Raw genomic sequence first — 13,482 nt, 5'->3', positions numbered from 1 at the left:
TCAATACTTTATAACTACTCAAGTTAATAAAAGCTGCCAATAAAACAGTTGTTATTGAATTTTCATCTCCATTAAATACTCTTTAAAACAATAAATGTAGCTTATTTTCATGAAATTCACTCATTTCGAGAAACCATGAACAAAGCCTCTTGTTTTCAAGGATACTTACACTATACCAAGCATTTCAAAACAAACAAAATCACTTTTTGTTCGTTTTCGTGCAAAACTTGATAATCCTAAAATCCTTTCAGAATGCCTCTCATTTTAAGGGATTTTTAATGCTATTAAAGTCTATTTCGCTAGAAGATAATACTATTTTCCTATGTGTTTTTTATTGATAATGCTCCATTTTCTTATTACTTCACCTTTTCATAACCTTCATCCTTTTATAAAACAGCAGGGGGCCTTTTGTGTTCACATCCTTTAGAACAAAGATTAAATTAGATTGAGAAATTTATATTGTGAGAGTAGATGACAAATAGAGAGGGATGCATCTTAACACTTATTCCTGGACTTTAGCTGCTAAAAACTCTACAAGCTTTTACAGGGAACACTGAAGGAATTTTTAATTTCAAAGGCTGATTTATGACGATAGAGATTGCTACAAGTCTTTCTTTCAGTAACGATTTCATAAATTGTCAAATAGAAAAAGAGATGTATCAAAATACGATACATCTCTCTTAAGTAATACCTTATAAACCAAGTGCCCGGTACATAAACGCTGAAAATTGTGCACGTGTTAAGTTTTCATCTGGTCTAAAATTGCCTTCTTTATCACCCAATGCAATGTTATGATCTTCTAGAGCTGAAATATATGAACTCGCCCAATGTGTTGGTTTGACATCTTTGAATGTGCTACTACCTTCTGGCGTTAGGCCAAATGCAAGAACTAACATTTTCGCCATTTGTGCACGTGTTATATAAGTATTCGGATGAAATGCCCCTTTTGAACCATCTACAATGCCTGCTTGTTGGAGTAGTGCGATTTGTTCGTAGTACGGATGGTTATGTGGGACATCCAAAAATGGTAAAGCTTCTCGTATTGGTGTTAATGGTAATGTGCGGTCAATTATAAGCACCGCGTGTTGACGCTGAATCATGTCATCTGGTCGGAAAGTGCCATCTGGATAGCCTTTAATAATACATTGATTGGCAATTTGTTCAATCATATCTTTTGCCCAGTTATTATCAATATCCTTGATCGTAATGTTACAGCCATTACTATCCTTCACCCACCGAGCGTACAATGTTAGGTTTTCTGTTACTACATCTTTTGCAAAATTCCATGCTTTTGTGAGCTCTTTATCATTATACCAACCAGCAAATGTATAGCCTTCTGTTACTGATATGGATGGGGTCTTCACTAATTCTTTGTATCCAACTGTTTGTGACGATACTTTACTTCCACCGTTCGTGTTAAAAGTGACGATATAGTTATCCTTCGTCCATTTCGCATACAAGATTGTGTTTGATGTTACTTCGTCTTTTGCAAAATCCCATGCTGTTGTCAGCTCCTTATCCCTATACCAGCCGGCAAATATAAAGCCTTCCTTCTCCGGACTAGATGGTGCCTGCAGTAATTTTTTATATGCTACTGTTTGGGATGAGACTGTGCTTCCTCCATTTGAGTCAAACGTGACATTATAGTTTGGCGAACTTCCACCAGACCCTCCTGTGCCACCTGTTCCCCCCTCTGGAGTAATGTTCTTTGCCCATTTAGCATACAACGTTAGGTTTTTTGTTACTATATCTTTCTTGAAATCCCATGATGTTGTCAGTTCTTTATCCTTATACCAGCCGGTAAACGAATATCCGCCCTTCACAGGAGTAGCTGGGGCTTGTAGCAATTTACCTTCATAAACTTTTTTAGCTGAAATTTCACTTCCTCCGTTGGAATCAAAAGTGACGAAGTTATAGTTTAACTTCTTCCATTTGGCATATAGCGTTATATCTTTTTTTACGATATCCTGCTCAAAATTCCAGGGTTCTGTAAGTTCTTCATCTTTATGCCAACTTAAAAATAGGTAGCCTTCCTTCTCTGGATTAGACGGCACTTTCACTAATTTTTCATATTCCACTGCTTGAGGTACAACTACACTCCCTCCGTTGGAATCAAAAGTGACAGTATAATGGCTCCATTTCGCATAAATTGTGATTGGATCTGATAAGGATTCATTCCACTCTGTTGTATAATCTTGCTCTTCAAACCACCCTTGGAATGTTTTACCCTCCTCGAATTGAACGCCGATTGGCCCAATGTCAGAGTCAGTTTGTTCAACTTTCCCATGGAATATGACAAACTGTAGTTTGTTAAAACTAAATACAGAGTCACCTAACTCTATAACACTTGATGAGATCTCTACGCTTCTTAAGTGATTCATAGAAAATGCATTACTTCCAATCGTTGTAACGCCTGATGGAATTTCTATGCTTGTTAATTGATTATTATAAAATGCATCACTCTCAATCGTTGTAACACTTGATGGAATTTTTACGCTCGTTAATTGATTATCATAAAATGCACTATCCTTAATCGTTGTAACGCTTGATGGAATATCTATGCTAGTTAATTGATTCTTATAAAACATAGCTTCTCCAATCACTGTTACGTTTGATGAGATCTCTACACTTGTTAATTGATTAGCTGCAAATACAAATGCACCAAACGTTGTAATAGTTGATGGAATCTTTATACTTGTTAATTGATTCTTAGCAAAAGCAGCTTCTCCAATCGCTCTAACACTCGACGGAATTTCTACACTTGTTAGCTTCTTATCTAGAAAAGCGTAATCCCTTATTTCAACAACTGGTTTTCCTTTAATCTCACTAGGGATAATAATATTTGTTGAGTCACCTTTATATTCTTTAATAGCAACAGCCTTGCTGCCATCGTTCAAATCGATTATTTCAATGTCATAATCGTCTTCACTATCGCTATTTGCGTAAGCAGACAAAGTACTTAGCGATAATTGAGAGAAAATCAAAAGTATTGCAATTAATAGTAAAAAAATTTTTTTCATTTATTGCACATCCCTTCATAAATGTACGTATACCTATAATTGATAGTCGACACTGAAACTATAGCAGTATTTATAAATTTACTAAAATCAATATTTGTTAGTTTTCGAACAAATTTTGATAATCGTTTTTATTGCAATTTTGACTTTCACCAAAATTCGCACTTACAAATGGAATTAATGCTTATAAAATAGCAACCAAAAGGTCGTATATGAAATGATTGTGAAAGAATAAGGATATAATAGCTCTAAAACATGAACTTTTTACTTGTTCTATCTCGAACCTCCCTTTTAAATTTACACATGTTAAAAAAAGTCGATTTGACAAAAGTAACAACCTTTTGATAACTTTAAGTTGTTACTTGTTAATTTTTAGGTATATCTCATCCTACAATGAAGAAAGGGAGATCTTATGAAATTCAGTAAATTATTGAAGATAGGATTGGCTTTAGCAGCCTTGTTAGTATTAACTGCTTGTGGCTCAGATGATGAAGACACGAAAAATAAAGACAAAAACGAAGTGAACTTAGCCTATGTTGAATGGGATACTGAAATTGCCTCTACAAACGTAGTAGGACAAGTTCTAGAAGATTTAGGATATGATGTAACACTAACACCACTAGATAACGGAATTATGTGGGAGGCTCTTGCTAAAGGAGAGGTCGATGGCATGGTGTCAGCTTGGCTACCACAAACGCATGCCCCACAAGTTAAGAAGTACAAGGATAAAATAGACGATTTGGGTGAAAACCTTGCAGGTGCTAAAATCGGCTTAGTTGTCCCTAGTTATATGGATGTAAATTCTATCGAAGATTTAACAGATGAAGCTGGTAAAACGATCACTGGCATTGATCCAGGAGCAAATATGACAGCAACTACGGAAAATGCTTATAAAGAATATAAAAACCTAGAAGGCTGGAATGTAGTTACCTCATCTTCAGGCGCAATGACAGCAGCTCTTACTCAAGCTATTGCGAAAAATGAAGAAATCATCGTGACAGGTTGGTCTCCCCACTGGAAGTTTAACGCTTTTGATTTAAAATATTTAGACGATCCTAAAGGGATATACGGAGCTGAAGAATATATTGGTACATTTGCACGTAACGGATTGAAAGAAGATAATCCGGGAGCATATAGTGTTCTTAAAAACTTCCACTGGACTCCAGAAGATATTGAACGTGTTATGTTTGATATTATGAAAGGCGATGATCCTAAAGAGGCAGCAAAAAAATGGATCAAAGACAATGAAGATAAAGTTTCAGAATGGACAAAAGATGTAAAATAGTATAAATGGCAAGTTTTATAAACTCGTCTAGCGATTTTACATATTAAAAATAGAATTAAAAACAACAATATCTTCTGCACTTTAGTTGATTGTCATTAGAACGTAAAGATTCTATCTTTAGAATTAGGTCAAACCAGACAAAACGCCAAAAACATACCCTATGCAGATTTTGCCTAAAAAAGTCTATTTCCAGCATAATATGGAAATAGACTTTTTTGTTTTATACCGCAATTGCGTGAGAAGTTGAGCATGGAGCACATATTTTATGAAAGCGATTCAGTTCAAATCATGTACTTTTCCGTATAAAACGCTTCGCACCTAATATAACGAGTGATACAATGATGCCTCCAATAATCATCATACAAATAGAGATTAAGAGGCCGATTCCAGGCACTGATTCGTGGTAGGTTATGATTGGAGGTACGCCATATTGATGTGGAGAGACGGCAAACCTCAGGATTTCTAAGTAGGCAAGGTGAAAACCGATTGATGTCCAGAGACTTCCAGTCCATAATCGGAGCAACTGCAAACATATTCCAAAGCAAAAAATTAGTATGATATAAAAGAGGTTAATAGATACGCCTGGAGCAAGTCCAACTAGCACTTGAATCTGAGCAACTGCTATAGTGAATGCTACAAAAAGTAAGGTTTGAAGTAATACGGATAACCAAGCGGTGAATCGATAGCGTAAGACATCATATAACATACCTCGTAATCCAAATTCCTCTGGTAAAGCTTCATAAAAAAAAGCAAATAAAATATTCATGGTTAGAGCAATAAACCACTGTTCGGAGGGATGTTGCCATTTTTCAAAGTCTATCCACCCTAGAAAATTGCCTATAAAGAAGCCAAATGTAGCCAGTGCAATCGCCAAGATAACCCCAGAAATAAAATGATGTAGCCTTTTCCAGGAATATACCGGCGTCTTTGGTTTAACTCCAGTCATCCGATAAACATGCTGATATAAATATAAAATAATAGGAATAACTAATCCACTCATCACAAGACCTTGAATCAAATGGTCACTGGAAAGAGAAGCTAGGAACAGACCAGTGACTAACGTTGACCAGCCGGCGAGTACATAAAGTATCCATTTCATATATTAAATTCCCCCTTAGAGCATTTTAATTGATTTATTTACATTGCTTAAAGTTGCCTATAAATTCCGCACCTCTTTTTTGTATATATACTCTATATACAATATATACAAATATATATGTATTTTGCAAGCTAAATTATTTTTGAAAAGAAAAAACATGAGATTGTTCAATCACAAATCTCATGTTTCCCCAATTCGTAAAACTCAAAAAGTCGAATTTTCACTGTATTTTCTTTTTAAAAGTAAAAAATACAAAAAGCATTATTTTATTTTTCGTTGTAATTTTTTAAATCTCTTATCATATTTACTTCTATTCAAAAAATCTTCATACCAGTATGCATATAAATCGTGACGATCTGCTTTTTGCAAGATACTTAAGATCTTTTTTTCAGTAGAATGATATCGAAATTCCAACTCCTGAGCTATTAGGACACTTGTTTTGGCTGATAGATTGCTTTTTTCGGACTGTATATCAAAGCCCGTAATGCGATCGTGATAAGACTGAGTGCTAGGAATAAGATGCCAGCCCACACTACGGAGTGGGTTCCCAGAAAATCTTATTCAATACTCTTGAAGATAAAGATGAGGATGATATACGAATGGTATTAAATATTTCAAATGAAATCTTTGGACGATACAAAAAAAAATAAAAAACAGCTAGAGAATTTTTATAATCAAATGATTTTATCAGGAATAAACGAATCAAATATAATTAATCACATTTACTCCTGCCCTAGTCTCTGTGCAAGAGGATGTAATCAACGTTTCCAAAAGAAATTAAACAGCCTGAGTCCCTATCAATATAGGACTCAGGCTGCTTAAATGTGCTTTTTTACTGTCTACTTGACAGAGGTCCCTTCACCCGCATAGAGGTACTTTTTTTAAAGTGTCCACTATTTAAAGTTCGGTTCTAATAACCGATCAAGGTTTAAATTTTATCCACTATAAACTTCAAAACAAAAATATCCAAATGCTAAGCCATCGTCTTTTATTTACATTTTTCTTTTAGCATACTCAAATAACATGGGTAAAAGCACAAAAACAATATCTTTGTAAAATAAAAACTGAACTAATAATTTAGTTCAGTTTAATAATACCTTTATAGAATAGAATCAGTAGTATATCAATAACACTTACAAATAGTTAAACTATTTTTTCTCAATAACTACATGAATTAGTGTGTCATTTTCAATATCAATTGTAAAGGCTTTCCCAAATCCAACAACATAACGTCCCTCTAATGGCGTTAATTCGAATAAAGAAAAATCAAGTGAGCGTAATAATTCCATCATTTTGGCACTAAACAGCTGATCGAATGTGGCAAATATCTCCTCATTACCTTCATTTCCTAAATTTTTAGGCAAACATTGCCAACGTGCTCGCTCTGGGGCAAATGGATTAGCTGTTATGGCCTCATCCGCAACACAAATTAAATCAACTACTTCTGAATGATCCATTAGTTGGTAATGCTCCGCAACTCGACTAATATAAACATAAAACTTTCCGTTAAGGCGCACAAATGGTGTGGTACTACTAAAAGGCTTACCTTCCCCATTCACGAAGCTTAACACACAATTTTTTTTACTTTGTATAAAGGCTTCATAATCCTGTTTTACTTGTTCAACATCGATTGCTTTTGGCATATTAATTCCCCCTATACTCTAACAGTATTTTTTAATTGAATTCTCGGAGCTTTATCCCAAGATACATATTGAATTTCAGCTTCCATGCGATATATTTGTTGGATCATCTGTTCAGTCATTACTTCATCGGGTGTCCCTATTTGTGCTCGGTTACCATCCTTTACAACCACGATTTTATCGCTATAACTAGAGGCTTGGTTCAAATCATGAAGCACCATCACAACTGTCATACCCATATCACGATTAAGCTCTCGCACTAATTCAAGCACTTCATGCTGATGAGCAATATCTAAAAAGGTCGTAGGCTCATCCAGCAATAGAACTCGGGGCCGTTGTGCTAAAGCCATGGCAATCCATGCCCGTTGTGCCTCCCCGCCAGACAAAGCGGCAATTGGCTTTTCTTTATAATGTGAAAGATAGGTTTTTTCTAATGCCCAATCAATAATGGCCTCATCCTCTGCATTTAGACGTTCAAACCACTTTTTATGTGGATAACGACCATATGCCACTAAATTTTTAACAGATATATCGCTTGGTGCTTGGTTTTGTTGACTCAGCATACACATTTTGCGTGCGATCTCCTTTGAGGATAGTCGACGCATATTTTCTCCCTCAAACAGGATATCTCCTGCACTGTACGGTAGCATTCGTGCAACCGCCTTTAATATCGTCGATTTACCAGAGCCATTCGGTCCAATAATCGATAGAATCTCGCCTTGTTTAACTTCAAATGAAAAATTATGGACAACTTCCTTTTGTTCATAGCTGATGGATAGCTGATCAATTTTTAACATTAGAACGCCCTCTTTCTCATTAGATATAAGAAGTAAGGTCCACCGATGACCGCCATTAAAATACCTGCTGGAATATCAAGCGGTGCAAATAATGTCCGTCCACCAGTATCGGCAATCAATAAGACAATCGCCCCCATAGCCATACTCATGGGTAGCATGTACTTATAATCTGAGCCAACTAGTAACCTAGCCATATGCGGGACGATTAATCCAACAAAGCTAATCATGCCCACTGCTGCAACTGAAATCGCTGCAAGAAAGACAGCTAAAATCGATAACATAATACGAATACGGGTCACACTTTCCCCTAGATTAGTTGCGACCTGATCGCCTAAACGAATAATATTGGCTTTGCGGATCGCAAAAATAGAGAGTATCCAACCTATGATGGCATACACATAAATCATATGCAGAGATGCATTCCCTTTTGCGGCGAGACTACCATTCATCCATTGCACCGCTGATGGTAGACGGTCACTATAAAGGATCGACAAGAATCCAATGACACCACCACACAATGCATTCACAGCAACCCCTGATAAAATAATGGTGATTGGCGTAATGCCTGTACGCCTCCAAGCTAGGGCATACACTATTGTAGCCGCAATCAAACCACCAATAAAGGCAGCAAATGGAATCAAATGTGTTAATTCAGGGTTCGCTAAAAGGATTAGCAAAACGAAGGCAGCTGCACCACTCGTTACCCCTGTTAAGCCTGGATCGGCTAATGGATTACCCATGACTGCCTGTAATAAAGCACCCGAAATGGCAATACTAGCACCAATGATTAATGCCAACAACACGCGAGGAAGGCGTATATCCCATATAATGGTTGTATAAACCCCCTCTTTATCACGACCATTGATTAGGGTGGATAAAATATCAGGAATGGAAATATGAACACTGCCTAACCCAATCGCTATAATTGCAGCTAATACGGTCACCACAAAGGTCGTGATAATAATCATGCGACTTCTTGCTGTATGAATCATACCTCTACCTCACGAATTTATTTATAGAAATAATCTGAAATTGTTGTCAATGCTGTCTCAGCATTTGTAATCGATGTAACACCGAATGTACTGTAATCAAGCATATAGATTTTGTCATTTTTATAAGCTGATAATTGTTGCCATGCACTGTTTTTTTCAATTTCTTGCTTGAATTTATCTTCATTAGCCCCATGATCACCTGATGCTAATACAAAAATAATATCTGGATCAGCTACAACAATATCTTCTAAATTCATCGGTGAATACGTTGATTCCGCTTTTAATACCGATTTCGCAATATTATCTGCGCCTAATCGTTCCACTAAGCTTCCTAAGTACGATTTGTCGTTCATTACCATAAAGGAATCAGATGTACCGATGACGAGCATCACAGATGGTAATTCCTTTCCTTCTGCTTTCGCTTCTAGCTCTTTTTCTTTTGCTACAAGATTTTGTAAAATCTCATTCGTTTTTTCTTCTTTACCAAAGTACGTACCTAGCACTTTAAAGCTTAACTTCAAGTCATCATATGAATCTGTTGGTAAATAAGCTGTTGGTAGATTCATTCCCTGAAGTGCTTGATCAAGCGAGCTTTTTAGAGAAGAAGCTCCAAGTATTAGGTCTGTTTGCAAGCTTGAAATAACCTCTAAATCAGGCGACATTGGTGAGCCGATTTTAGTAATTGAATCAAAGTCTGTTGGTATTGGATTTGTTGATGTGGGTACCCCAACCGGTGTTATCCCAATAAGATGTAACATTTCTGTTAAAGGAACCGATGTTGTAACAATTTTTTCTGGTACTGTCGGAGGGAAACTTGCTAATGCTTTTTGAAAGGCCTCTTCATCTACCCCATCCTGAAACTCATCTTTTTGTACAGCAGATGCATCTGCTGTTTTTTGTTGTTGTGTTGTTTTTTCTTCCTTAATTTCTTTGTCAGCACTTTTCTCTTCCTTATCTGCACAGCCAACTAAAGCTAGTGATAATGCCAAAGTACTGACAGTAAGCCATTTTTTCATAATTAATGTTCCTCCGTTTAATTGATAATGATTTTCAATATCAATTATGTTATCAAAGATAGTTAAAAATCTCAATGATTATTTAAGTTATGTACAAAAAAAGTAATATTGTCTATTACTATTTTAGGAGTTACTTGGGGTAAAAATTAAACATCATTATTCCAATAAGAAATAAGTTAATATATAAAATACCCTTCTATTTTTAAGAAGGGCATTTCTAATATAGAAAGATATATTTTATTACGAATCTGGCAAATTTTTAGTACTGGAATACTTATAATAATTGACATTCCAGCAGATACATTTTTTTAGATTTTTAAACAATTTAAAATTTCATTAGCTAAAACCTTTGAGCCAGCTGCTCCTTTTAAGTATCTTAAATCTTCAGTCGATAACCAATCTATTTCTTTTAAATTTGTTAGATTTCGAGCGCTCAAGTACATAAAAAAACGACTTACCTATCATAGGTGAGTCGTCTGAAATTTTCACGTTCCCGAAATATAAGGGGGGTTTCAGGTTCGTAATCATGAACTAGCAAATCTCTGGAGAAAAGTAGCTAAAGTTCATCCTCTCTACATTGTATTGTAGTCAAGGAATATCCTTTATGCGATAATGATAATCATTATCAATTAAATTGTCAACAGTAATCCAATAGATATTATTTTTATTCAGTTGCAGTCTCCCACTTCAAGAAGTATTCGATGACTAAAATAGTGTCAATCGTTCTAACTAAGTATGAAATTTTTATAAAAAAGATTGATCAATTAAAAGAGCCATATTCAACTAAACCTAACAACTGGCGTACTCCCCGTTATCGGCCTAATCTCTCCTAAAAATCCTATAAACTTGTCTAACTCTTCACGATTATGCTTAATTAGAAAATTTTCACACATGACTTTCCATTCTCTTAAAAGCTTATAATTCATTTCATCTTTAGTTACATCAATACCAACTACTGGGTTCATTTTTTCACCTCCTACAACGTATCACCAGTAACCCCCAAGTAGTGTTATAGCTTCGCTTGTTTTCGAGATCTAAGTCCCAGCCAGCCTCAAACATATTTCTATAAGATTTAAGTTTTATGAACTACCTTCCCACGAAGAATGTATGGAATAATGGATTTACTGTTTATTAAATCTTTTACTTCAGTTGGTATATATGCATACTTTTCTGCTATTTTAGCATCCATCCAAGTAACCTCCTCAATAAACGACCACATCAGCTCAGCGGCGGACAGCAACAACGTATTAATATTGCACGTGCCGTGATTGTTCGACCGAAATTAATTATATTAGACGAACCAATTAGTAATTTAGATCGTATTAATCAAGAACAGATCATTCAATATTTACTAGAGTTAAAGGAAACCTACAAGTTGTCTTATTTATTTATTACTCATGACGTATTTGCAGTAAAACAGCTTGCTGATAAGGTGTATGTTCTAGATAAGGGTCAATGTTGCGAAAGCATAGAGTGCTCAAAAATTCACGAATGCACACACGCTATAACCCGTGATATTTTTGCCTCTCTTTAAAGCATTATTATCCAATTTCATTAAATAACTAAGCGATTTTTTCTAATTACTCAAATGAAAACAAGGAGAAAACAGGATTAGGAATCCTTTTTCACCCTTGTTTCTATACCAGAATGTGTCATCTTACCCCTCCTTTATTTATTTTTTCACTAATATATGTATTGAACTGACCTCGACGTTATTGAAAAGCGACTGCCCTATTGAACAATTGCCCCCGTTAGTCTAATAAGAAGTTTTATGTGTTACGCATTGTAACTTTCCCTTCTTTATTTTCTTCGTGGTTCCATTCAACTTGAATCTCAAATGTTCCATCTTTAAAAAATAAAGGAAATCTTCTCCGTATCGATGTCTGCATAGGAAGTTTATATGCGTTCTCTATATCTACCCAAATAGCTTTCCCCTCTGGAGCATCTTCTAAGAGTTCACCCTCGAAATCCTTTGTTATGTAATTAAATATCATATACCTATCTTTAGCGACTGGATTAACATATTCATAAAGCCCTTTATAAATAAGGTTGCTAACTTCTAACCCAGTTTCTTCTTTTACTTCTCTGATAGCACTCTCTACAATACTTTCAGGAAACTCAACTTTACCACCCGGTGGAATAAATCCTTTGAAATTGTCGTGCTGTCTATCCAGAAGTAAAACCTTCTCTTCACTTTGAATCATACAAACAGTCCATATATTACAATTAATAGAATTACTCATAATTCCTTCCATATCTTCATATATATATCCTTCTTATTTAACTAAACTGCGTCTTTAGTTTAAGAGAAAAAGGCTCTACCCCCTATTGAGGTAAAGCTCCCGATAGTTGAAGAAGACATAGTCCTATTAACTTTTTAAAATACATTGAAATCGTTCCACACCTGGATATTTTTCACCTAAACTCGTTATCTTAAATCCATAATTTTTATAAAAATCCACAGCATCTTTATCGGTTTCAGCAAACATAAAAGATAAAGAATATTTCTCCGAAATAAAGCAAATCATTTTACTCCCAATACCTATTCCTCTATGATTTGGAGATACTGCGATATGTTTTATTTCACAACGCTTTGGACTTAAAAATTCTATTCCGATACAACCAGCAACCTCAGATTCAAGATCATAACCATATAACTCTCTTACTGGAGATTGCATATATAATTCATATTCTTTCTCGATATTCTTTTCAGAGGTTGCGAAGGATAAAAGTTCTCTTACATTAGGTTGAATAGTTGTCGATTTAATTTCTTTCATAAAACACGTCCCTTCTTGCATTAAACTGCATCGTTAGTTGAATAATTTAAGAGTAGATTTGCTCATAAATAAAAACTGAACTAAATTTTATAAATATTAGTTCAGTTTAAAAATACACAATTGCAAACATATCACCGTTTATAACCCTGTAACATTATCAATAGGTATGGACTTATACCATAATGGTTGATCCAAATTAAAATAGTCATGATCTGCTAAAATGAGATGGATTCTTTGCAATGCATCATCAAAAGATTGTTCATCATATCTTTTCGTCCACACAATCGTAGAGATGATATTCATCGCTGCATAAAGGGCATATATTCGCCAAAATGTATAGTCTGGAGATTCTGTAAAATAACCATTTATTTGTCCAATACAAAATGGGATACTATGTCTTCTGCTAAATAAAGAAAGATTATAAAAATCATGATAGGGGTCACCAAAATCATAGCCATTAAAATCAATTACGCCATTGTACGTGGTATTTAGAACGATGATATGGCCCAGATGAAAATCATCATGGAGTAAGGTTATAGGTCGATCTTCAAGAATGTGGAAATTTTTTTCAATAAAGTTTAGTATTTTATGCTCTTTTGGCAGTTGATAGCTACCTTTTTTATATTCATTTAAATAAAAGCTGAATTTCTTTCTTTGAGCTTCTTCTCAGTGTATCGTTTGTGGGGCATGGGCATGTAGTTGATGAATTTTTCTTAATTCTTTCCCAGCAGCAAGACCTATATTAAATTGCTCCACATCAGAAAGATTCGAAATGAATTCATCAGCAGGGTATCCTTCAATATAGCTTAATACCATGACAGAAAGATTAGACTCAATCAATAAAGTACATTCTATGGCT

Annotated in this window: 12 protein-coding genes and 1 pseudogene; 2 read left to right on the top strand and 11 right to left on the bottom strand. The window is 35.1% G+C overall.

Going from position 1 to position 13,482, the window contains the following annotated elements; genetic code table 11:
- Window positions 1-692: 692 nt before the first annotated feature.
- Window positions 693-3,020: an InlB B-repeat-containing protein gene (locus ACQKN2_RS02900; protein ID WP_427413614.1), complete on the bottom strand. Its 2,328-nt coding sequence runs from the start codon at window positions 3,018-3,020 to the stop codon at window positions 693-695.
- 409 nt (window positions 3,021-3,429) lie between these two features.
- Between ACQKN2_RS02900 and ACQKN2_RS02895 the strand changes: the two genes are divergently transcribed.
- On the top strand, window positions 3,430-4,302 hold the full coding sequence (locus tag ACQKN2_RS02895) for a glycine betaine ABC transporter substrate-binding protein (RefSeq protein WP_427413613.1): 873 nt from the start codon (window positions 3,430-3,432) through the stop codon (window positions 4,300-4,302).
- A 286-nt stretch (window positions 4,303-4,588) separates the two neighbouring features.
- Here the strand turns inward: ACQKN2_RS02895 and ACQKN2_RS02890 are convergent, their stop codons facing one another.
- From ACQKN2_RS02890 to ACQKN2_RS02865, 6 genes are all read right to left on the bottom strand, one after another.
- Entirely contained in the window at window positions 4,589-5,401 is an 813-nt protein-coding gene (locus ACQKN2_RS02890; RefSeq protein ID WP_427413612.1) for a CPBP family intramembrane glutamic endopeptidase, read from the bottom strand.
- A 1,148-nt stretch (window positions 5,402-6,549) separates the two neighbouring features.
- Window positions 6,550-7,044 carry a pyridoxamine 5'-phosphate oxidase family protein gene (locus ACQKN2_RS02885; protein ID WP_427413611.1) on the bottom strand — a complete coding sequence of 165 codons (495 nt, stop codon included), beginning with the start codon at window positions 7,042-7,044 and terminating at the stop codon, window positions 6,550-6,552.
- An 11-nt stretch (window positions 7,045-7,055) separates the two neighbouring features.
- On the bottom strand, window positions 7,056-7,838 hold the full coding sequence (locus tag ACQKN2_RS02880; protein WP_427413610.1) for an ABC transporter ATP-binding protein: 783 nt from the start codon (window positions 7,836-7,838) through the stop codon (window positions 7,056-7,058).
- A complete protein-coding gene (locus ACQKN2_RS02875; protein ID WP_427413609.1) occupies window positions 7,838-8,830 on the bottom strand; it encodes a FecCD family ABC transporter permease in 993 nt (330 codons plus the stop codon). The genes ACQKN2_RS02880 and ACQKN2_RS02875 overlap by 1 nt, the downstream gene beginning before the upstream one ends.
- Before the next feature lie 17 nt (window positions 8,831-8,847).
- Window positions 8,848-9,846: an ABC transporter substrate-binding protein gene (locus ACQKN2_RS02870; RefSeq protein WP_427413608.1), complete on the bottom strand. Its 999-nt coding sequence runs from the start codon at window positions 9,844-9,846 to the stop codon at window positions 8,848-8,850.
- A gap of 779 nt (window positions 9,847-10,625) precedes the next feature.
- Window positions 10,626-10,811, bottom strand: a complete 186-nt coding sequence (locus ACQKN2_RS02865) for a hypothetical protein (RefSeq protein WP_427413607.1) — start codon at window positions 10,809-10,811, stop codon at window positions 10,626-10,628.
- Window positions 10,812-10,981: 170 nt separating this feature from the next.
- On the opposite strand from ACQKN2_RS02865, the gene ACQKN2_RS02860 reads away from it, so the two are divergent.
- A complete protein-coding gene (locus tag ACQKN2_RS02860; protein ID WP_427413744.1) occupies window positions 10,982-11,380 on the top strand; it encodes an ATP-binding cassette domain-containing protein in 399 nt (132 codons plus the stop codon).
- 235 nt (window positions 11,381-11,615) lie between these two features.
- Here ACQKN2_RS02860 and ACQKN2_RS02855 read toward each other — a convergent pair whose 3' ends face one another.
- The 4 genes and pseudogenes from ACQKN2_RS02855 to ACQKN2_RS02840 all read right to left on the bottom strand — a co-directional run bounded on the left by ACQKN2_RS02855 (window position 11,616) and on the right by ACQKN2_RS02840 (window position 13,463).
- On the bottom strand, window positions 11,616-12,089 hold the full coding sequence (locus ACQKN2_RS02855; RefSeq protein ID WP_427413606.1) for an 8-oxo-dGTP diphosphatase: 474 nt from the start codon (window positions 12,087-12,089) through the stop codon (window positions 11,616-11,618).
- A 126-nt stretch (window positions 12,090-12,215) separates the two neighbouring features.
- Window positions 12,216-12,623 carry a GNAT family N-acetyltransferase gene (locus tag ACQKN2_RS02850; protein ID WP_427413605.1) on the bottom strand — a complete coding sequence of 136 codons (408 nt, stop codon included), beginning with the start codon at window positions 12,621-12,623 and terminating at the stop codon, window positions 12,216-12,218.
- Window positions 12,624-12,761: 138 nt separating this feature from the next.
- A pseudogene (locus ACQKN2_RS02845) lies at window positions 12,762-13,271 on the bottom strand (phosphotransferase family protein); the annotation flags it as partial.
- A gap of 18 nt (window positions 13,272-13,289) precedes the next feature.
- On the bottom strand, window positions 13,290-13,463 hold the full coding sequence (locus ACQKN2_RS02840; RefSeq protein WP_427413604.1) for a hypothetical protein: 174 nt from the start codon (window positions 13,461-13,463) through the stop codon (window positions 13,290-13,292).
- Between the last annotated feature and the right edge of the window lie 19 nt (window positions 13,464-13,482).

Origin of the sequence: Lysinibacillus sp. NPDC093688 (assembly GCF_050280145.1) — a bacterium.
GTDB classification, from domain to species: Bacteria; Bacillota; Bacilli; order Bacillales_A; family Planococcaceae; genus Lysinibacillus; species Lysinibacillus xylanilyticus_B.
Note: the sequence above shows the minus strand (reverse complement) of the source record. Positions and strands in the feature narration are given on the sequence as shown.

Bases quoted from the DNA above. Each gene is read 5' to 3' on its own strand.
- ACQKN2_RS02900 (WP_427413614.1), bottom strand. From the start codon at position 3,020: ATGAAAAAAATTTTTTTACTATTAATTGCAATACTTTTGATTTTCTCT.
- ACQKN2_RS02895 (WP_427413613.1), top strand. From the start codon at position 3,430: ATGAAATTCAGTAAATTATTGAAGATAGGATTGGCTTTAGCAGCCTTG.
- ACQKN2_RS02890 (WP_427413612.1), bottom strand. From the start codon at position 5,401: ATGAAATGGATACTTTATGTACTCGCCGGCTGGTCAACGTTAGTCACT.
- ACQKN2_RS02885 (WP_427413611.1), bottom strand. From the start codon at position 7,044: ATGCCAAAAGCAATCGATGTTGAACAAGTAAAACAGGATTATGAAGCC.
- ACQKN2_RS02880 (WP_427413610.1), bottom strand. From the start codon at position 7,838: ATGTTAAAAATTGATCAGCTATCCATCAGCTATGAACAAAAGGAAGTT.
- ACQKN2_RS02875 (WP_427413609.1), bottom strand. From the start codon at position 8,830: ATGATTCATACAGCAAGAAGTCGCATGATTATTATCACGACCTTTGTG.
- ACQKN2_RS02870 (WP_427413608.1), bottom strand. From the start codon at position 9,846: ATGAAAAAATGGCTTACTGTCAGTACTTTGGCATTATCACTAGCTTTA.
- ACQKN2_RS02865 (WP_427413607.1), bottom strand. From the start codon at position 10,811: ATGAACCCAGTAGTTGGTATTGATGTAACTAAAGATGAAATGAATTAT.
- ACQKN2_RS02855 (WP_427413606.1), bottom strand. From the start codon at position 12,089: ATGAGTAATTCTATTAATTGTAATATATGGACTGTTTGTATGATTCAA.
- ACQKN2_RS02850 (WP_427413605.1), bottom strand. From the start codon at position 12,623: ATGAAAGAAATTAAATCGACAACTATTCAACCTAATGTAAGAGAACTT.